General features: G+C 31.1%; 15 protein-coding genes. 8 read left to right on the top strand and 7 right to left on the bottom strand.

The genetic code is table 11. The annotated features are described in order from the left end of the window. Positions 1 to 4 precede the first annotated feature (4 nt). The 8 genes from H0I29_RS03600 to H0I29_RS03565 all read left to right on the top strand — a co-directional run bounded on the left by H0I29_RS03600 (position 5) and on the right by H0I29_RS03565 (position 13,753). A complete protein-coding gene (locus tag H0I29_RS03600) occupies positions 5 to 1,576 on the top strand; it encodes a RagB/SusD family nutrient uptake outer membrane protein (RefSeq protein WP_218731439.1) in 1,572 nt (523 codons plus the stop codon). 13 nt (positions 1,577 to 1,589) lie between these two features. After that, the gene (locus H0I29_RS03595; RefSeq protein WP_254712694.1) at positions 1,590 to 2,765 is read left to right on the top strand and encodes a hypothetical protein; all 1,176 of its coding nucleotides are present in this window, start codon (positions 1,590 to 1,592) and stop codon (positions 2,763 to 2,765) included. A gap of 21 nt (positions 2,766 to 2,786) precedes the next feature. After that, a complete protein-coding gene (locus H0I29_RS03590) occupies positions 2,787 to 4,280 on the top strand; it encodes a PKD domain-containing protein (protein WP_218731437.1) in 1,494 nt (497 codons plus the stop codon). A gap of 1,386 nt (positions 4,281 to 5,666) precedes the next feature. Further along, positions 5,667 to 6,368 carry a FadR/GntR family transcriptional regulator gene (locus H0I29_RS03585; RefSeq protein WP_218731435.1) on the top strand — a complete coding sequence of 234 codons (702 nt, stop codon included), beginning with the start codon at positions 5,667 to 5,669 and terminating at the stop codon, positions 6,366 to 6,368. 17 nt (positions 6,369 to 6,385) lie between these two features. Next, positions 6,386 to 7,684 carry an MFS transporter gene (locus tag H0I29_RS03580; protein ID WP_218731434.1) on the top strand — a complete coding sequence of 433 codons (1,299 nt, stop codon included), beginning with the start codon at positions 6,386 to 6,388 and terminating at the stop codon, positions 7,682 to 7,684. Positions 7,685 to 7,716: 32 nt separating this feature from the next. Beyond that, positions 7,717 to 8,481, top strand: coding sequence for an SDR family NAD(P)-dependent oxidoreductase (locus H0I29_RS03575; RefSeq protein ID WP_165733151.1), 765 nt, complete (start codon positions 7,717 to 7,719; stop codon positions 8,479 to 8,481). 732 nt (positions 8,482 to 9,213) lie between these two features. After that, positions 9,214 to 12,405, top strand: a complete 3,192-nt coding sequence (locus H0I29_RS03570; RefSeq protein WP_218754446.1) for a TonB-dependent receptor — start codon at positions 9,214 to 9,216, stop codon at positions 12,403 to 12,405. Positions 12,406 to 12,424: 19 nt separating this feature from the next. Next, positions 12,425 to 13,753 (top strand): RagB/SusD family nutrient uptake outer membrane protein, encoded by a 1,329-nt coding sequence (locus H0I29_RS03565; protein WP_218731431.1) that lies wholly within the window; start codon positions 12,425 to 12,427, stop codon positions 13,751 to 13,753. A gap of 582 nt (positions 13,754 to 14,335) precedes the next feature. Here H0I29_RS03565 and H0I29_RS03560 read toward each other — a convergent pair. From H0I29_RS03560 to gndA, 7 genes are all read right to left on the bottom strand, one after another. Continuing rightward, a complete protein-coding gene (locus H0I29_RS03560) occupies positions 14,336 to 15,400 on the bottom strand; it encodes a polysaccharide lyase family 7 protein (RefSeq protein WP_218754445.1) in 1,065 nt (354 codons plus the stop codon). Between the two features lie 53 nt (positions 15,401 to 15,453). Then, positions 15,454 to 15,888 (bottom strand): RbsD/FucU domain-containing protein, encoded by a 435-nt coding sequence (locus H0I29_RS03555; protein ID WP_218731428.1) that lies wholly within the window; start codon positions 15,886 to 15,888, stop codon positions 15,454 to 15,456. A gap of 87 nt (positions 15,889 to 15,975) precedes the next feature. Further along, positions 15,976 to 16,746, bottom strand: coding sequence for an SDR family NAD(P)-dependent oxidoreductase (locus H0I29_RS03550; RefSeq protein WP_218731427.1), 771 nt, complete (start codon positions 16,744 to 16,746; stop codon positions 15,976 to 15,978). A gap of 56 nt (positions 16,747 to 16,802) precedes the next feature. Next, positions 16,803 to 17,918 carry a polysaccharide lyase family 7 protein gene (locus H0I29_RS03545; protein WP_254712693.1) on the bottom strand — a complete coding sequence of 372 codons (1,116 nt, stop codon included), beginning with the start codon at positions 17,916 to 17,918 and terminating at the stop codon, positions 16,803 to 16,805. Positions 17,919 to 17,947: 29 nt separating this feature from the next. Continuing rightward, a complete protein-coding gene (locus tag H0I29_RS03540) occupies positions 17,948 to 18,658 on the bottom strand; it encodes a FadR/GntR family transcriptional regulator (RefSeq protein ID WP_218731424.1) in 711 nt (236 codons plus the stop codon). A gap of 43 nt (positions 18,659 to 18,701) precedes the next feature. Next, complete coding sequence (locus H0I29_RS03535; protein WP_218731422.1) at positions 18,702 to 19,976, bottom strand: Nramp family divalent metal transporter; 1,275 nt, start codon at positions 19,974 to 19,976, stop codon at positions 18,702 to 18,704. Positions 19,977 to 19,996: 20 nt separating this feature from the next. Next, complete coding sequence (gndA, locus tag H0I29_RS03530; protein ID WP_218754443.1) at positions 19,997 to 21,895, bottom strand: NADP-dependent phosphogluconate dehydrogenase; 1,899 nt, start codon at positions 21,893 to 21,895, stop codon at positions 19,997 to 19,999. Positions 21,896 to 22,267 lie beyond the last annotated feature (372 nt).

The raw sequence follows: 22,267 nt of genomic DNA, 5'->3' as shown, positions 1-22,267 counted from the left end.
AATTATGAAAAATATATATAAAAATATAATAGTTGGTTTTTCTTTTATAGCTTTATTGACAAGTTGTGAAACAGAACTGGACTTAAGTAATCCTACAGCACTTTCGCTAGAGGAGTTACTACAAACAGACGATGGGTTTATAGCATTATCTAATGGAGTTTTAGATTCTTATCAAAAAATTCCTGCAAACGAATTCTTATTAACAGAATTAAGATCAGATAATGTTAGAGCAAATTCAGAAAACGGAAACTTTCCTGCAATTAACGCATTTAATGTAGATGCAAATAATGGAGATGTAGCAACGTATTACTCTAATAATATGCATACTATTAAGCATGCAAATACAATTATTGATAATAAATTTTTAGCACCAGAAAGTCAACAATATACTGTTGGTGAAGCTTACTTTATGAGAGCTTTATGTCACTTTAACTTGGTAAGAGCATATCAAAACATACCTTTTATAGACAAAGTATTAGATGTTACAGAAAAGGAAGCTTTAGATTATCCTCAATTACCAGAAGCTGAAGTGTATGCTAAAATTATTGAAGATTTTAAAACTTCAATTGCTTACTTAAACAATGCAGAACAAAATAGATACCGTCCTTCTAAAGGAGCTGCAATTTCTTTAGCTGCAAAAGCATATTTAAGTCAACCGAATCCAAATTATGTAGAAGCAGAACTTTTATTAGCTTCAGTTGTAGAAAACAATGTTACCTATAAATATGATTTAATGTTTACAGAAAAAGCTGCTGGTTTATCAGACCGTGATTATTATGCAACTTTAGCTGTAGATTATGGACATATTTTTGGGAATGAATTTACGGGTGATTTTTCTGAATCAAATTTAGAATCAGATCCAGTTCTTGATGGAGATTGGGTTAATAACTCAGGTCTTGAAATTAACAACGAAATTATTTTTTCAATAGCTTATGATCTTGTTAGTAGTGATAACTATGCAACTAGTGATAGTGGTTTAGGCGATCAAGTAGAAACAGATTCAGAATCTCACAGTTTTGCAATGACATTACAAGGACCTTCTAACGGTGTAAATATTGCAACTTTAGAATTCTTAGAAGTTATGAACCCAACAGCACAACCGGTAAGATTTCCTGCCTCTATTTTGTCTTTAGGGTATAGCGCTTTTTTAGCAAATAATACTGTAGATGTTTTTAATGCTAAATATCCTACGGATGGTGAAATTGGAGATAATGATTGGATTGTTTTAAGATATGCAGATGTGTTGTTATTATATGCAGAAGCTATTCTAGGAAACTCAGATAGTACTACAGACCAAAGAGCTATAGATGCTTTTAATCAAGTGAGACTAAGAGCTGGTTTAGAAGAGGTAGTAAACTTAACAAAACAAGACTTATTAGATGAAAGAAGAGTTGAGTTTGTATATGAAAACCAACGTATGTATGATTTAATAAGATTTGGAGAAGCAGATAATGTGTTGTCTAAATTTTCTACAGACAATAGTTTAAATTATACTAGTGGAAAGAAATACCTTCCATTCCCACAAAGAGAAAGAGATAATTTGCCTAATTTTTATAAACAAAATGATGGATACTAAAAAACACTCAATTATGAAAAAATATTTGTTTAACTTAAAATATATTGTGTTAGGGACAGTAGTTTCTCTAACCTCTTGTGTAAGTAACGACTTACCAGAAGTTGGCGATTTAGAAGATTTTACAAGTCCAACACCTTTTTACAATTCAACAGATATTACAACATCTGAATTTGATTGTAATGATGTAGAATTATGGGCTAATTATGAAGTTAATTTTCAAGCAGGTTCTAATTTAGCTGTAAATGGTACACAGTACGATTGGACAGTAACACCATCTGAAGGGGTAACTTTAATAAATAAAGACTTGCCAATTCTTAAGCAATCTATAGATGCGGAATTAGCAACTGTCGTAGCATTAGAAAATGAGATAGCTAAAATTGAATTTAAATTACCATGTGAAGTAAATGAAGACAAAAAGGCTGTCTTAGAAGCTTCTATTGCAAGTTTAAAAGTTCAATTACAAGCAGCTAAAGATGAGGTTTCTGCAGAAGTTACAGAAAATGTTGCTGCTTTAAATACACAAATTTCAGAATTAGCACCAGCAACATTACAAGATCAAGAATTAATTTTTTCTTTTCCTGGTCCAGGTACATATACTATTGGTTTAACGGTAACAGACAACCTTGGTAAATCTGCTTATACAGAAAAGTTAGTAACTGTAAATCAAGCCGTACCAACCATTGCTATACCAGAAATTGGAGAGCCAGGTTTTGATGATGGAACTTTATTTGATGGAACAGGAGACGGTAGAGATTCTTGGAGATCTCCTAGTACCGCAAATTGGGGAGGAGTATTTCAAATCAATTCAAAATCTGAGTTAGGTGTATTGCCTTCTGGTTTACAAGCTGCTAAATTTCCTGCAGATGGTAGTAGAGTAGGGTATCAAGAAATTGAGGTTACTCCTGGAGCAACTTATGTGTTAACTTATTTTAGTGAGTTAGATACTAATAATGCAGGAGACGTAACAGTTTCTTTAATAAGTCCAAATGCTACAACACTTGCCGAGTCTAAATTAGAAGCTAATATTATTGCATCTAGAACAGATAGTAGTGAAGGACGTGTAGATGATGTATTTAAAAAACATGCTATTACGTTTGAAGCAGGTCTTAATGAATCAGTAATTATTTTACTTACTAATTCTGGAACAGAGTGTAGGCTAGATGCTTTTGATATAATAGTTAAACAATAATAGATTCTAAAATTTAATATTATGAATTATAAAAAAAATAAAAAATTCAATAGCAGTATTTTTGCACTGTTTTTTGTATTTCTAGGTCTAGTTTCTTGTTATGACAACGGGTATGAAGAATTTGTGCCACCAACAGGTAATGTAAATGATATACAACCATCTACACTTTTTACAACAAGTACAAGTGCAGATGATACTATGTCTATCGTGTTTAGAAGTTATTCTACAGATGCTGCTTCTTATTTGTGGGATTTTGGCGATGGTACAACTTCTTCGGAAGCAAATCCAGATTATAAATATACCAATGGTGGAGAGTATAAAGTAAAACTTACTACTACAAGTTCAGATGGTTTAGTAGCTGTAGATTCAGCAACAGTAGCTCCTGTTTTTGTTGATTTTAATTTTACTTCTATAGATTCTAAAGTAACTTTCGAAAACTTAACTTCTGGTGCAAAATCTTTAGTTTGGAATTTTGGAGACGGAGAAACTTTAACATGGAACTCTGAAGAAGATACAGAATTAGATTCAGACTTTAACCCTTCTCATATTTATAAAACAGCAGATACTTTTGAAGTAACCTTAACAGTAACTAATTTTTTAGATGCTGAGGTTACGGTTTCAAAAAATATTGAAGGATTGGTTTTATCTACAGTACCAGATTTTACTTTTGATGTAAATGGTCTTACTGTTCAGTTTACAGATGCTTCTCTTTTAGCAACTACACATAGTTGGGATTTTGGAGACGGAACTACATCAACAGAAGTTAGTCCATTACACACTTTTCCGGCAGAAGCGACTTATGATGTAACTTTAACAACAACCAACGAAGCAGGTGTTTCTAAAAGTGAAACAAAAGCGGTACCAGTAGGTGCTGTTAAACCAACTTTTAAAGCAATTGTTCAAAATGGTACAGCAGATGATTTTACTAAAAATACAGGTGATAATGCAGATGCTTGGGATATGACTCCTAACAGTAGTGTAGAAGATAATTCTGGGAATACTATAGATAGTCCTTTTAGAGCACTATGGAATAATACTGCTCTAAATGCCTATATAGATGGAGCTTTTGGTACAAATGAACAACCAGGTTCTTCTAGTGATGGTTCTTATGTGAATGGAGAAAAAACGAGAGCAGTTAAACTTTCTAATAATTCTAGACGTCTATACCAACTTGTAGAGGTAGAAGCAGGCGTTGTGTATTCTTTTACTATTGATACTCGTTCTGAAGCTGAAGGAATCAATACCGAAGTATTCATTTTAAATAATGAAATTACTACGGAAGAAGATATCAATACAGACCCTGCAAATAATAGCAATGTTGATGCTTATTTTGATATTACTAATGATTTTAATTCAAGTAAAGGATCTTCATCTGATAATACATTTACAACTACAACATTTACCTTTAAGGCTACATCAAATATTGTTGTAATTTATGCGAGAGCATTAAAAGCGGTAGATAGCAGCAATGAGGTATTTATAGATAATATTGATATTATTACTCCTGGCTTTTAATTAAGAAGTACTATATCACAATGAAATAACACTTATTTTATTTCATTCGATGGTAAAGAAGTAGACAGTTTTACAAGTCTATCATAGAATAAATAGCACACATTATAATTTTTAAATAATGTGTGTTATTTTTTTTTGTGCTAATTTTTAGCCATAAATATGCTTTATAAATTCATGATATTTAATTTTTAAACTTCTAATTATTCAAATTTTTGAGCATATTTAAGTATGATATCAGTGGTGGTTTTTTACGTATATTTTAGCTTTAAAAATCAATATATTAAGGATGATTTCTGCGTAGAGTAATAATATTTCACTTCTTTTTTTTATTGTAACAGCTATTTTAATATTTACGTATCTAAATAAATTAGGTTGAAGTTTGACTGATAAATAGCCTTTATCAGAAAATAATACCCATTCTTTCATTTTGAATCTTTTAAATGATGAATTTCTTACCAATTTATTATTAATAAATTACTGTATTTGATAAGTATAAATACTAAATAAAACAGCACTTAATTTACCTCCTAAATACTTCTAAAAAGACTCATGAAAAATACTTCGTTTAAGGTCTTTTTTGAATATTTACTTAATTTTATTTCTTCTTTTTATTGATAATTTAGAAGCTTTAAAAGTGATGTTATTGACATTAAAATAATATTGAAAATTAAGAGAATAGTTATCTCTTTTTAAGTCCGTTTTATTTTGAATATAATACGAATAGTTGCTTTTTATTGTAAACAGAATTTTCTAATTGGTATATTGTAATAGGCTTTAATCTATTGATTTTCAGGTATATTTTTTGTTTTTTTTAATATTTAAGGGAGGAGCGTAGCTATTTTTATGATATTTTATTTTTGGTTTTATTGCTTTTTAAAACTAAAATTATTTGATAATAATTCACTTTAATATTGTGTTGTTTTTTGCTTTTTTATTTTAAACCTACAAGAGGAAAAATTAATAGATAACTAACGATTAACTTCTTAGTAAAATAATTATTATTAAGTCAATAATTTGTTTAGAATTTTAAGTAGAATAATCTTCAATAAAACATAATTTGTCATTTTAATTAAATTACAATAGTTTAGTGAATTAATTAATAAAGTGTTTTATAGGTAAAAAAAATAGTATATCTTTGAAAAACTGAAACTGGTAAACCAATTTGGTAAACCAGAAGTAAGCTTATTTTAGATGTTCTTTAAAAACCAATTTATTTTAACTATAAAATAGCAGTATTTAAAGTTTAAAAGGTTAATTAAAGTTTCTAGAATTATAATAAATAATTCAAAACAATTAACAATTAGTATAACGGTTAATTTAATTTTTATGACAATGTTTCTTTTAAAAATAATGTTAGTAAGTCATAAAACTATAAAATTTGAATAAATGAAATTAGAGGTGCTTACAAAAAATGAAAATCAAAAAATCCAGGATTTAATAATTAAAGGAATTAAAGAACTTATTAATTATAAAAATTTAGAACCTGGAGATAAATTACCTTCTGAAAGGATGCTTTCAGAAAAATTTGTAGTGAGTAGAAGTAACGTAAGAGAAGCGATTCAGAAATTAGAATTTTATGGCCTTCTAAAATCCATTCCACAAAGTGGAACATTTGTAGCTAATATTGGTGTTATTGCTATGAATGGTATGATAGACGATATTTTAAGATTAGAAAAATCAGGTTTTAAATCTCTAGTAGAAACTAGAATACTATTAGAATTAAAAACTGTAAGATTAGCTGCATTAAGGAGAACGGATGATGATTTACTAAAAATAGAGGAAGCGTTAGAAGCACACAAAGAAAAGGTGCTTAATGGAGAAGACGCTGTACAAGAAGACTTGTTATTTCATTTAGCAATAGCAAAGGCTTGTCGTAACAGCACTATGAATACATTTATGTTGATTATTACTCCAGAAATTATTACAAACTTTAAGGAGCACCATGTTTGTGATGCAGACTTAGCGCATAGAGGAATAGCTGATCACCAGGCTATTTTTGAAGCTATTAAAGCTAAAGACCCTCAAATGGCAAAACTAAAAATGAAAGAGCATTTTAGAGAGCTCTATACATATTGTTATAATGTTTAATTAAATAAGTATATAAAATGAAAGTAAAAGGATTACGTTGGTGGGTCGTCGCATTGATTGCTATAGCTACTATTATTAATTACATTGACCGAACATCATTAAGTGTCCTTTGGCCAGAAATAGCCAAGGATTTATATCCCGGGCATACAGCTGATGAAACGAAAGCAATTTATGCTCTTATTTCAATTATTTTCGTATTTTCTTATGCTTTCGGACAAGCAATATTTGGGAAAATATTTGATTGGGTAGGTACACGATTCGGGTTTGTTTTGTCTATTGGTGTGTGGTCTGTTGCTACAGCATTACACGCATTTGCTCAAGGAGTTTTAAGTTTTGGTATATTCCGTGCAATCTTAGGAGTTTCTGAAGCAGGAAACTGGCCAGGTGCTACAAAGGGAAATGCAGAATGGTTTCCTACTAAAGAACGTGCACTTGCACAAGGTATCTTTAACTCAGGAGCTGCGATAGGTGGAATTATTTCCATTCCGTTAATTGCTTTTTTAACAGTGTATTTTAGTTGGAAAGGTATATTTATTTTAATTGGTTTAGCAGGTTTACTATGGTTGGTGCCTTGGTTAATTTTAGTAAAAGCGCCACCAATAAATCACCCATGGATTACAGATGAAGAGCGTGATTATATCTTAACAGGTCAAAAGAATGAAGATTTTGATGGAGATGGAGTAAATGATCAAGAATACAATCCAGATACAAAAGAGTTATTAGGTCATAAAGAAAGTTGGGGTGTAATATTAGCATCAGCATTTATTGATCCTATCTGGTGGTTGTTTGTTTTTTGGATACCAATCTATTTAAATGAAGTGTATGGTATGGATGTAAAATCTATCGGACTTTATGGTTGGGTACCTTATGCAGGAGCTATGTTAGGAGCTTGGTTTGGTGGTCTTTTGGCACAAAACAGACTTAAAAAAGGATGGACTATTAACAAGACCAGAAAAATGATAATTACATTAGGTTGTCTAATAATGTTACCAGCATTATTGGCTATGGCTAGTCCTGGAGGACCAACAACTGCAGTAATTATTATGGCTGTTATTTTATTCGGATTTCAAACAGCGATTGGAAATGTTCAAACTTTAACAAGTGATCTTTTTAGTGGAAAAACAGTAGGTACATTATCTGGACTTTCTGGTATGGCTGCTAAACTGACTGCTGCTGGTTTAACATATTTAGTGCCTTGGTTAACAAGTGGTGGTAATTATACACCTGCATTTGTTATTGGTGCTGGATTAGCTATCTTAACTTTAGTAAGTGTTTGGGTATTTATACCAAAAGTTAAGTCGATTACAAAAATTTAATATAACATAATTAATATTTAAAAATAATTTAAATGAGTACATTAAACAACAAGGTTGCTGTAATTACTGGAGCAACAGGAGGAATTGGTTTTGCAGTAGCAAAAAGATTAGGAAAAGATGGTTATACTGTTATATTAAACGGTATAGAAGATGAAGCAGGAGCTAAAAGAGTAGAAGAGTTAACTGCAGAAGGAATTACTGCAGAATACTATGGTTTTGATGTTACTAAAGAAGAAGAAGTAACTGCAAACATCAATAAAATTGGTGAAAAGTTTGGTAAAATTGATGTGTTAGTTAATAACGCAGGTGGTTTAGGTGGTAGATCTAGATTTGAAGAAATGACAACTGAATTTTACAGATTTGTAATGGCTTTAAACTTAGATTCAGCATTTTTTGCTTCTAGAGCAGCAATCCCTTTTCTTAAGAAAAGTGACAATGCTTCAATCGTTAACTATACTTCTAACGCTGGTTGGAATGCAGGTGGACCAGGAGCAGGAATCTATGGTACTTCTAAAGCAGGTGTTCATGCAATAACAAGAGCGTTAGCAAAAGATTTAGCAGAATATGGTATTAGAGTAAATGCAGTATCTCCTGGTACTATTGATACTCCTTTTCATGCTCAAATTAAAGCTACTAAGCCAGAAGTTTTTGCTTCTTGGGCAAATAGTATTATGTTAGGAAGATTAGGTCAGCCAGAAGATGTGGCAGGTGTAGTTGCTTTCTTAGCTAGTAAAGATGCTGCTTTTATTACTGCAGAAACTATCCAAATTGGTGGTGGTCAAGCATTAGGTATCTAATTAGATATTTTTTTATATACAACTCCTTTACATCATATGTAAAGGAGTTTTTTTTTGTTCTAATTTTAGCATTAGAAATTATTGTAAATACTAGTTGTGTATTTAATTTTAAAGAATTCTTTACAATTTTTAGTTTACCCTTCTATTGAATTTTAGATGTAAAAGTTTAAGAAAATTATTACCATATCCTTTGTAATTCTAATCACGCTCCTGTTTACAAATATGTTTGTCGCACAAAATCAAATGGCTATTGTGTGTTTCTCACTCTTTAAAAAGTGTTTGTACTTAATGAACAATTTATGTTATCTACAATGTGATTATTAAGATTAGATTTTAATAAAAAAATCAAAAAATTACATAATCATATTATTTCTTAGGATAATTAAGTTCAGTCTGCGAGATTTATTCTTTTAATTATGCGTTCAACTGATCGTCAACAGAACTCTTAAATGGTTTTAAAAACGTTGATATTGGTTAAAATTACCTCAATAATAGCTCATTTTTTTATTTGTGTAAATTAATGTCATCTCTTTGTAATAGTGGTGTTTATGTGTTTCATTGAAAGTTGTTGAAGTTTTTAGAGGTTAATTTAGAATATTTTAGAGTTAATATATTGTTAATTCAAATATAATTGTATATTTGAAAAACCATATTGGTTAACCAGTTTGGGTGACCAAATTGGATTACCAATTAAAAATATAACTCTTTAATTAATTAAAATTAAATTTTATTATGTCGAAACACAACATTATTAAAAAATTAAGTACATGCTTCTTTTTGTTAGCATCGCTTTTTGCTTTTTCTCAGCAAAAAGTAACAGGTACTGTAACAGGAGGTGTAAGTGAAGGCTTGCTACCTGGGGTTAGTATTCAAGAGAAAGGAACAACAAATGGTACTTCAACAGATTTTGATGGAAACTATTCTTTAACAGTTTCTAATGGAGATGCTACTTTAGTTTTTAGCTATTTAGGTTTTGCTGCGCTAGAAGTAAAAGTAGACAATAGAAATAATATCAATGTAAATTTAGTAGAAGATGCTAGTGCACTTGATGAGATTATTGTGGTAGGTTATGGTACTAGTAAAAAATCTCACCTTACAGGTTCAATTTCTAAAATAGGTGGAGAAGACCTTGCATCTGTTCAAGTTGCGCGTGTAGATGAGGCTTTAACAGGTAAGTTATCTGGTGTTTTAATTCAAAACCAAAGTGGAGAGCCAGGTTCAGATCCAAAAATTCAAATTAGAACAGGATCATCTCTTTCAAGTAATTCAGATCCATTAATTGTTGTAGATGGATTTCCTATTTCTGGAAATTTAGCAACAGTTAATCCAAATGATATTGAGAGCATGGAAGTATTAAAGGATGCTGCTTCTGCTGCCATTTATGGTTCTTTGGGTGCAAATGGTGTAATTTTAATTACTACTAAAAAAGGAAAGACAGGGAAATTAAATTTCAGTTATAATGCCTATACAAGTGTTTCTAGAAAATATGTGAAAGACATTGATATGCTTAAAACTTCTGGAGAGTGGGCAAAAGAATTGCAGACAGATGCTTATGATCTTACACAAACAGATGCTGGATTATTAGATTATAGATTATGGGCTTATGAGAATGCACCAGATGTTGTTAGTATAGAAGATTGGCTTTTCCAAGATGGTTCTACAACTAGTCACGATTTTAGCGTGAGTGGTGGATCAGAAAATATAAAAGCGTTTGCTTCTGTAGGATATTTAAATACTGAAGGTATTGTTAAAGGACAAGGTTATGAAAGATTTAATGGACGTATGAATATTGATGCTAATTTGAATGATAAATTTAAGGCAGGATTAAGTATGAATGGGTTTTATGGTAACCAAGATATTGTGCCTTGGGAAATGAGAGATCTTTTAAGAGCATATAGTATTAGTCCTATTTACCATACGCAATCTTCAATTGATTTTGTTCAAGAATTAGATACTAGAAGACAAGCATTAGCAGACTCTGGTTTTACAGGTAATAATATTGGTCGTTCATTTGACCAAGATTATAGAGGTATAGGTTTAGATGCTACAAGTATTTATGATTTACAGCCAGGTGATGTTGCTCATGATTGGCAATATGGTAGAAATCAGAATGGTATTGGAGGAACAGGTGATGCAGGTGTAGCTGCTAAATTTGATAATTCAGAAAGAACCAAAAAAACATTTTATGGTAATGTAAGTTCTTATTTACAGTATGAAATAACTGATGGGTTAAATATCAAAACCATTTTTGGAGCAGATGTACAAGATGTACAGTTGTATTATTATAGAGGAATATTATCAGATGGTCAACAACGTTCTAATCAGACTGCTTTAGATATTTCAGATATTAAAAAATCTACCATTTTAAGTACAACTACTTTAGATTACGCAACAGTAATAGCTGATAAGCATGATCTTTCTGCTGTAGTTGGAGTTGAACTTGTAAGTACAAAATTTAAAGGTTTAGAATCTTATGGATCAAATGTGCCAATTAGTTTACCTTTAAATTATTCTTTATTTAATGCTGAAGATGTAGTATCTAACAGAATTGATGAAGTGCAAGCAAGAAGAGGTATTTTTGGTAGAGTTGCTTATGCATATGACGATAAATATTTAGTATCTGCATCTGTTAGAAGAGATGGTGATTCTCGTTTTGGAGCTAATGAAAAATATGCAGTATTTCCAGCAGTTTCTTTAGGTTGGAATGTACATAAAGAAGATTTTTTACAAGACAATGAAACATTAAGTACATTAAAACTTAGATTTAGTATGGGATCTTTAGGAACTTCATCTGATTTAGGTTCTTACAGTTCATTAAGTGTTTTAGGTACTTCATCAACTGCTTTTGGTACAGGATTTTTAATTCCTGATGAGGTTGCAAATGCTGATTTAACTTGGCAAACAAATAAAGAAACTAATTATGGTGTTGACACAGGATTTTTAGACAATCGTTTAAAATTTAGTGTAGACTATTATACATCAGATGTGAATAACATGTTGATTCAACAAAGTGTTTCTGAAGTTCTTGGTACAGATCAGGTTAGACTTAACCGTGGAGATATTACTAGTTCTGGTTTAGAGTTAGAATTAAATGCTAGAATTATCCAAAATGATGAGTTTACTTGGAGTATGGGAGCGAATTTATCTACTGTTAATTCAGAAATTACAAGTTTAGGAGCTGTAGACGAATTACCTCGTCAAATATATGGAGGTCCTAGTGGTAGAGGTGTTGAGTTTAGAAATTATGTTGGTGGAGAACTTGGTGAAATGTGGGGATATGAAAGCGCAGGTCAAGTAGAATCTATTTATATAGAAGACCCAACAAGATCTATAGGTTATACTAGTGGTGTACAATACGTAGTAGATCAAAATAATGATGGTCAAATAACGTATGAAGATGATTACGTAAAGTTAGGTTCTGCTACTCCAGATTTTTATTGGGGAGTATCAAGTAATATGAATTATAAAGAATTTGATTTATCATTCCAGTTACAAGGATCTCAAGGGGCAGAATTATATAATATAGATCCTATCTATTGGCAATCTCAATTCCGTGATGCAACAAACACTGCTTTTGATGCTAATAGTGACGGTATTGCTGATAATAATGGTAAACATTATTTACAAACTAGAGATGTACATGGTGCATTAATTCAAGATGCCTCATACATCGCACTAAGAAACCTTACTATCGGTTATACTCTTAATTCAGATTTTACAAGTAAAATGGGGATTGGCTCATTGAGATTATATCTTGCAGGTACAAATTTGTTATATATAATGGGTAATGATTATACTTCATTTAATCCTGAAGGGATAGAGACTGAAAATAGTAACTATGGAGGTCCAACAACTTACGGATACCAAGAAGGTGCAAGTCCAATTGTTAGAAGTTTTACTTTTGGATTAAATGTTAATTTTTAATTAAGAAAAAATGAGAAAAATGAAAACTATATATATAGTATTAACAGCGATGATGTTATTTACATCATGCGATAATGACTTAGAACAAACACCAGCTTTAGATTTAGAATCAAGTAATTTAGAAGTATATGGTCCTGTTTTAAATGCAGCATATTATTATCATACAGGAGTTGCAATGTCACAAGTAGTTTTAGGTGATTTTAGAGCAGACAACATGTTAATGTTAGAAGACCCATTTACATCTTTAGATACCTATAATCCAGATTTATCAGGTGGAGATATGACAGAAGCCTTTTTTAATCCAATTTATACAAACTTGTACAAGTCAATCTTAAGTGCAAACAATGTAATAGAAAACTCATCGGAGTCTACAGAGGTAGCAGAAGCAAAGTTTTTAAGAGGTTTATCTTATTTTAAACTTGTAACAATTTTTGGTGATGTTGCAGTAAATTTATCTGCTACGCCAAGTACTTCAGATTTATCTATTTTGGAGAGACAACCGACTGAAGACATTTATAATAATGTAATTATTCCAGATTTTCAAGACGCTATAGCAGGTTTAGACAATTCTGGATTAGAAGAAGGTAGAGCAACACAAATTGCTGCACGTGCATTTTTAGGAAAAGTATATATGCACAGAAATAATTTTACGAGTGCAGTAACAGAGCTTGCAGCTGTTGTAAGTGGTGCATCTGCAGCAGGTGTTAGTTTAGAAGCTAACTTTGAAGATGTTGTAACTGATTTAAGTTCAGAAAGATTATTTGCAACTCAATTATCAACCTCTGTTTCAATTGCTGATGGTTCTTCTATATCTTCTACATTTGTAGGATGGTTTGAAGGAGCTGATACAAAATCTCTTACACCGTTAGACCCACGTTTAACTGCTGCATTTGATGCTAGTAGTGCAGCTGATGGAAATACAGACTTAAGAAAAGCGTTAACAGTTGATGCTGCTAATGGAGTAGCTGTAAAATATACAGGAGGTTTAGAACAAGATTTTATTGAAATGAGATTGTCTGATGTGATACTAATGTATGCAGAAGCTTTAAACGAAACGAGTTCTCCTGCAAGCACTGTACTTCCTATGTTAGATGATATAAGAAGTAGAGCAGGTTTAAGTAGTCTAACAGGTACAATCAGTTCTCAAGCAGATGTTAGAGAAGCAATTGCAAATGAAAGAAGGTTAGAGTTAGCTTTAGAAGGACATAGATGGTTCGATTTGGTAAGAACAGGTACAGTTGATGCTGAAATGGGATTATCAGTTAATCCTAACTATTATGTATTTCCAATTCCAACCTCAGAAATAACAGCAACCAATGGAGTAATTACTCAAAATGCAGGTTACTAATAATTAAGTTTTTTAAATTGGTTTTTTACTAAGGGTTGCAACTTTTAAAAGTTGCAACCCTTTTTTTGTATTCTAATAAAATTATTTTGTAATATTATTAATATAGCACATGGTTTGTTTTAGTCTTTATTTTTAAACATGTATAAAAGTTATCTTAAAAGATGTTATTGGTTTTGTTATCTGTTAAGGATTGTAAATGGTTTTACTGATAACATATAGCAGTTAACCAGTGATTTTAGGTGTTAAGCACTGAAGAAAGTTGAAAACTAAAGAGAATTTGTTGAATTGTTTACCCTTAATAAAAGATGATTACCAAATAAGGCGGTATCTTATTTAATAGTTTGTACACGTTTTATATTCGAGAATATTAGATATTAAGATGATTATATTCTTTCCTATTAAGAATAATGTAATGATATTTATCAGAGTAGTAAGTTGTAATTGATGAAGGTTTAATTGTATTTAGACTTTATTTTTAGTCATAAAAAAAGCTCAAAACACCAATGAAGTGTATTCTGAGCTTTAAATAAATATAATAAGTTGATCCTTTTTTATAATGAAGTTATTAATTCAAAATTGATATTATTCCTCATCAGGTAAAGTACCTTCTCCTACAGTTCCTTCTCTAAACCAAACTTCTGCATAGCATCCGTTGGCATATTGTTTAGCGATATCTCCATTGTAAGTTTCAGATCCAGTGCTCCAAACAATATTATCTTCAGGGTTTTTACCGTTTGTTTGATTGTATGCACCTTGTTTAAAATAATTTATTTCTCCAGCATACGCATTTTCACGTTCTACACCATCGCGACCTATTGTTGCGTAAAGTGATAGTATTTGTTGAGGAATATCTGCTTTTGTTGAAAATTCGGATTTTAATAAATTTTTAGTAAACTTAATTGTTTCATGTCCTTCGCTTGTAAAAGTTAAATACATGATACCTTTATATACATTAATTTCATAACTAAATTCCTCACCTAATTCAATTCCATCTTTAGGTTCTTCTGGATATGTGGTAGCATCAGGTCCAACAACAGACATGTCATTTCCCCAAACGGCTGATGAATAATCCCATCTTCCAGAATTATCTCCTTTTGTATTAATTTCATAATTCCAGAAAACAGATCCTTTTGTATGGCCAGGAAATTTTTTATAAAATATTTTGATAGGTTCATTTTCATGACCTTCATCACTATGAATTTGTCCTACTACAACAGAGTAAGAAGCGGCTACTCTAGCATCACCAGAAGTAGAAACATGTTGTACTTTTAAGGTACCTGTTAATTTACCACCTGTTTCTGGTATCCAATGCTTTTTCTGACCTAATTCTGTTCTTGTATTACTAGATGTTCTAGAAGTAATACCAGCGTTAGGCGTTTTATACACTACCCAATTTGTTCCTTTTTCATTTTCTACATAAAAAAAGTCTTTATGATCTACGTCTACTAATTCTTTATATTTTGTACCATCTCCACAAAGAATACTCCATTCATTTAAAAAGGGTAATACATCACTAGGGTAAGTGACTGCTATTAATTCTTTAGATGGCTCTTTTTTTTTCTTTGGATTAGAACAACCAATTAACAATAAACCTAAGCTTATCATTAAAAAAGACTGTAAAGATGATTTAGTGATTGTTATTTTCATTTTGTTTCTATTTTAGATATATAATTCTTATAAATGCACTCGGTATTTTGTTTTTAAAAGTTGCTTTCTTCTGCCATTTTAACAACACCAACAGTTAGAATCAAATTTGCAAAACGACGTTGTTCTCCAGTTTGAATAATTAGGGTGGTATTTTGGTCTCTAATTTTATCATAAAAAGCATAACGTTCCATTTCATCCCAAGTTACATCACCCAATAAATTTTTATATTCATGGTGAATTTCTGCATTTGCTTCTGCTGGCTTTTCCATAACGATTGCACCTTGAATAGGACAAACTTCTAGGATGCCTTCTAGAACGGTAAGTGCATCTAAAAGCCCTGGACGAAAATTAAGGTGTACTGTAGTTGAGTTTGGTCCTGTCATTGCTCCAACTGGTAAATTACCATCTGCGATAACAACTTGTGCAAAGTGACCTGATCTTGCAAGCACTTCCATTATTGTAGGGTGTATTACTGCCGTTTTTAACATAATTTAATTTTTTATTAATTGATTAAATTTAAAACACTAGAGATTAGTATAGTTCCTAGTGTTTTAAATTCTTATTAAAAGCTATAATTACATATTGTAAACACCACCATTAATATCTAAGGTTGCACCTGTAATAAATCCATCATATTCTGATGCTAAAAATAAAACAGCACGAGCTACATCCGCAGCATTACCAGCTCTTTGAATTGGAATTCCTGCTGTAGTTTCTGCTGCAGATTCTTTTGTTGTGTGTGTGTTATGGAAAGAAGTACCCAAAATAAGTCCTGGAGCAACGGCATTTACCCTTGTTCCTTGAGGACCTAATTCGGTAGAAAGTGCTCTTGTAAATGTTAGAATAGCACCTTTACTGGTAGCGTAAACTAAAGATCCTGGGTGGCCACCTTTACGTCCTGCAAGAGACGCCAAATTAACAATACTACTATGGTTATTTTTTGCTAAATGAGGTACTGCAGCTTTTGTTACAAACATCATAGAGGTCATGTTAATGTCCATTACTTTATGCCAGAATTCAGCTTCCATTTCTCCTATTAGTTTTCTTGCAACAAGAGATCCTGCATTATTAATTAGAATATCTAAACCACCTAATGCTTCTATTGTTTTTTCTACTACTTTATTAGCATCTGCTTCTTTGGTTAAATCTCCTGCAATAGCAATTGCTTTCTGTCCTTTACTAGTTGCGTATTCTACTAATTGGTTTGCAGTATCTGCACTAGAAAAATAATGGATTGCTACGTGTGCACCATTATCAATAAAATGTTTAGTGATGGATTCTCCAATTCCTTGAGCACCAGCTGTTACTAATATGTTTTTTCCAACTAATTTGTTATCGTTCTTCATGTTATTCTTGTGTCTGTTAGATTTTTTTTGATGGACTAATAAATAAAATATTTCTTTTAGTGTTTTGTTTCTTTTTGGTACAGTAAATCATTTTTAGAGAAATAACCATCGTTAGAAACAGAATTACTGCTTATAGTGATGCTAGCTGTTTTAAACCAAACTTCTGCATAGTTGCCATCTGCATATTGTTTTTTAAGATCTCCTCCATGTGTTTCTGCACCAGAACACCAGTTTTTATTTTCTTCTGGAGATTTTCCATTTGTTTGATTGTAAGTACCAAGTTTAAAAAAACAACCTTCACCTGCGTAAGCTTCTTTACGTTCTACACCATCTTGACCAAGTGGCCCAAATAATTTTTTAGTTTGTTCTGGTATATCTGCTTTTGTTGTGTATTCAGATTCAATTAAGTTTTTTGTAAATGTTTTAGTTTCGTGTCCTTCACTTGTAAATTTTAAGTTCATGATTCCATCCTTAACTTCAATTTCATAACTAAATTCTTCTCCCAATGCAATGCCGTCTTTTGGTTCTTCTGGCGGTGTATTTGCATCTGTACCAACAACTGAAAAGTCATCACCCCAAACAGCATAAGAATAATCCCATCTTCCAGAATTATCGTCTCCTGCCGTATTTATTTCATAATGCCAAAACACAGATCCTTTTGTGTGACCAGGGTATTTTTTATAAAATATTTTAAGAGGTTCGTTTTCATGTTTGTCTGCACTATGAATTTGACCAACAACAACGGCATGTGAAGCTGCTACACGAGCGTCTCCAGTTGCAGATACATTCATTACCTTAAGTGTAGCGGTTAATCTGTCATTCGCTGTTTTTGGATACCACTTTTTTACTTGTGCTAATTCTGTTCTTGTGTTGTTTGACGTTCCGTGTGTGTTTCCTCTGTTAGGTGATTTAAAAACAACCCAATCTTCTTTTTTATCGTTTGTAGCGTAAAAGAAATCTTTGTTTTCAAAATTATTTGCAATTCCAGCATTAGAACCGTCTCCTAATATTAATTTCCAATGATCGAAAAATGGAATAACGTCACTAGGGTAAACTGTTTTTGCAACTTCTTTTTCAGCTTCTTTTTTATCAGCCTTTTTTGGCTTGTTGTTACAACTACTTAATATTAATAGAATGCTAAATATAAAGATGGTTGATACCGATTTAATCATTTTTTTGTTCATTTTATTTTTATTTAAGTTTATTTTTTTGAATCACTACTTGTAATATGTTTAGATAATTTATTAAAATGTTGTTTCATCATGTCCGTTGCAAGTTCAAGGTCTTGAGACTCTATGGCTAAATAAATATCTTCATGTTTTTTTATTTCAGAAATCAATTTATCTCCTTCACACACCGTTTTTCTGTCGTAAGTAGCAAGGATAGGAGGCGTAATTAAAAGCATTAATGAAATCATTGTATTGTTTTTACTTGCTTTTGCGATGGCTAAATGAAATAATAAATCCTCTTCTAAATAATCATCTCCCTCAGTAATTTTAGCTTTAAAATCATTTAAGGTGTCCTTTATTCGTTTTAAGTCCGTCTCTGTTCTCCTCTGAGCAGCTAAACTAACAGTCTTTAACTCTAATGATATTCTGGTTTCTACGAGTTCATTAAAAGTTGGAGTGTTCAAAGAAATAATTTCATCTACCATTCCGTTAAAACCTGTTAATCCAATATTTAAAATAGTACCGCTTTGAGACATTGATTTTATGATTCCATAAAACTCTAACTTTCTGATTGCCTCTCTAATGTGATTTCTTTTGATATCAAACTTTTCCGACATAATTCTTTCGGAAGGTAGTTTGTCTCCTCGTTCTAAATTTTTAGAGTTAATTAAATCTCTAATCATGCAAATCACACTGTTTTCTGAGGTTTTCTTTGCGTTCGTATCTATCAGACTTATTTTCATGAAATTGATTATTCTTTTGTGTTAAAGGGATTTGTGTTTTGTATTAAAAATATTCTATAAGAGCTAATATTCCATTATAAGAAATGATGCATGCAAAAAGGAGTGAAGCAAACAATCCTATATTTACAAATAGACTTGTTTCGTAACCCTGCATTATTTTTTTGTTATTTACGATTAAAATTATTCCTAGAATAACAATTGGTAAAACAAACACATTAAAAACTTGCGATAAAATTTGAATTTCTATTGGGTTTGCTCCAAAAGCAGGACCTATTAAAGCTACTAAACATGCAATTGCAGTTATGATTCTAAATTGACGTGAATTGGTATCTAGTTCTCCAGATTGATAATCGGCAATTAATAAAGGAGCAATTAATAAGCACGGAAAAATAGAAGATAAACCAGCACTTAATGCTCCAAAAAAGAAAATTGAAACCGCCCAACTTCCTGCAACGGGCTCTAAAGTATTTGCCATATCTAAAACTTGTGTAACTTCTTTACCTTGGTAATATAATGCACCCGCAGCGACTGCCATAATAACACCACTAATAATAAAGATTAAAATTGCTGCAGTTATAGAATCCTTTTTTTGTTGATCTAAATTTTTTATAGTCCATCCTTTTCCTTTTACAAATAAGGGTCTTGATAAAAAAGTTGCTGATGCCATTGTTGTACCAACAAAGGCTGCAACTAGCATTTTACCGCCTGCTACGTCTGGTATTGTTGGTATTAAACCTTTAACTACATCTATAGAAAGTGGTTGTACAAAACATAAGGAAAGTATAAATGAAAGCCCCATTAAGCTTACAAAAATGACAAGTATTTTTTCGAAAAAGGTGTATCTACCTACCAGCATTAATAAGTAAAAAGTAATAATTATTACAATTGCAGTAATTAAAACGGTTTCATATTTATAGGCGATTAAACCTTCAAAATTCATGGCTAATATTTCAAAAATAATATTGGCAGAAATACCTAAAATTCCCATTAATGAGTTCCATTGACCAAAGGTGATACCAACAATAATTAAAATGGCGAATATTTTACCATATTTAAAATGTTTTTTAAAGCCATAAAGAGCTGTTTCTCCTGTTATTAAAGCGTAATTTCCATAAGTAAACATTAGTACTCCAGAGAAAAGGCAACTTATTAAAAGTACCCATAAGAGTTGCATGTTAAATTTACTACCTGCAACAATCATAGAAGTTACACTACCTGTACCAATGGTATATCCAATGGCGAAAATCCCAGGGCCAAATCCTAAAATAACTGCTATTATTTTTTGTAGGAATGACTTTTTATTTTGGGGTGTTGTCATAGTTAATTGTTTTTATTTAGTTAATTATTCCATTCAGTATGATAGAATTTATTTGAATCGTCATTAATTCTTTGGTAGGTATGTGCACCAAAATAATCTCGTTGTGCTTGTATTAAATTTGCTGATGAATTTGCTATCGCAAAACTGTTTAAGAAATTGATAGATTCACTAAAGTTAGGAATCGGTAATTCATTTAAAATACTTTCAGAAACCACTTTTTTAACACTAGGTTTTAAAGCTTTTATTTTATGAATGATGGTTTTGTCAGTTAAAATATTGTCTGTAGATTTAAAAACGGTAACTAATTCTATCATTAAATCAGATCTAATAATACAACCGTTTGTCCAAACTCTAGACAACTCACTCAAGTTTAAATCCCATTGATAGCTTTTAGATGCTTCTTGTATCAATTTAAAACCCTGATAATGATTTATGATTCTTGCAAATTGATATGCTTTTAAAATATCATCAATGGCAACGTTAAAATTAGTGTTGTTTCGAGATTCTAAATTTTTACTTGCAGCAATTCTTTCCTCTTTATAAAATGAGGTATAACGAGCAAATAGGGCAGTAGCAATCATAGAACTTGGTACTCCTAATTGAGCGGTAGTTATGGTAGTCCAGTTTCCTGTTCCTTTATTACCTGCCTTATCCATTATTTGGTTTACTAACCAATCATCACCTTCTTTTTTTCTTAAAATATCAATGGTAATTTCTAATAAGTAGCTATTTGTTGTTTCTTTCCAAGATTCTAAAATGGCTGCTATTTCATCTGGATTATGACCTAATGCTTTTAGCATTACAAACACTTCTGCCAACAATTGCATTTCTACATATTCGATTCCATTATGCACCATTTTTACAAAATGACCACTTCCTTCTGTTCCAATATATGTACAACAAGGTAAGTTGTTGGCATCTTTAGCTGCGATTGCTTCTAAAAAAGGTTGTACACCTTTATAACTTTCTTTGCTTCCACCGGGCATAATAGATGGTCCTTTTAATGCACCTTCTTCTCCACCAGAAACTCCAGCGCCAACAAAATGAATGTTTTTGCCTTTTAGATAATCAAAACGTTCTTTTGTTTTATTATAGTTTGAATTTCCTCCGTCTATTAAAATATCTCCATCTTCTAAAAAAGGCAATAGATCTTCAATAACATTGTCTACAATTTTACCAGCATTCACCATTAACATGATTTTTCTTGGCTTCTCTAGAGAGTTTACAAAAGATGCTATATCATCAAACGGAAGACTTGTAGATAATTCTTTGAATTCGTTTTTAAAATTTTTAGCAACATCTTCTTCTATACCTGCAACATGTCTGTTGAATAGAGATATATGAAACCCTTTATTAGCTAGATTTCGAGCAAGACTTTTCCCCATAACTCCTAATCCGAATAATCCAAATTCCGATTTTTTTAATAATTCATTACTAATCACTTTTACAATATTTTTAGGCGTTAAACTTATATCTACTTTAATGGCGTTTTTTGGTGCTTCTAAAATATCAAATTGAGATTTCAATAAATCAGAACTCATAAAATGATCTTCTCGTTGATTCATTCTTTCTTTAATTTGATCAAAAGAACCATCAAGAAAAACCCACTTTACACTATCTTTTATGTTTGTATTTAAAATAGTACGATACTTTTCTTTTAATGCAGAACAAACTATAATACAACCTTTATCTTTTAGTTGTTCTATTGCTAATTTGTTTAATGTTTGTAACCAACCGAATCTATCATCATCATTTAAGGCTTCTCCATTAGACATTTTTAAAATGTTTTTTTCAGGATGAAAGTCATCTCCATCAAAAAAAGGAACATTCAATTCTTTAGATAATAGGTGACCGATGGTGCTTTTTCCACAACCAGAAACTCCCATAATAAATGTAATGTTTGTTTTTAAATCGCTCATATATTTTTGGTTAACCAGTTTGGGCACCCAAATATATGTATTTTAAATTAAAAGCCATTACATCCACCTGTTTTTTTTGAAATTCATATAATTGACTGATAATTAGTGTTAAAGATGTTTTAAGCTAGACCAGACTTCTGATCTGTCTAGTTTCTTAGAATATGATTTTTGTAAAATGTAATTTTAGAAGTAAGAATAATTTTGATGAAAAAAATAACTAAAGTAAAATTTTATAGGTTGATTTTTGATCAATAGAAGAGAGTTGAAAACGTTTCGTTTTATAAAGATAAATTAAATATGAGTAAATGATATGCAATAAAAAAAGCCTCTAGAAAATTAATTCTAAAGGCTTTTTTTATATTATATTTTTTA

Source organism: Polaribacter sp. R2A056_3_33 (assembly GCF_019278485.1).
GTDB lineage: Bacteria > Bacteroidota > Bacteroidia > Flavobacteriales > Flavobacteriaceae > Polaribacter.
This window is presented reverse-complemented; position numbering and strand designations above follow the sequence as displayed.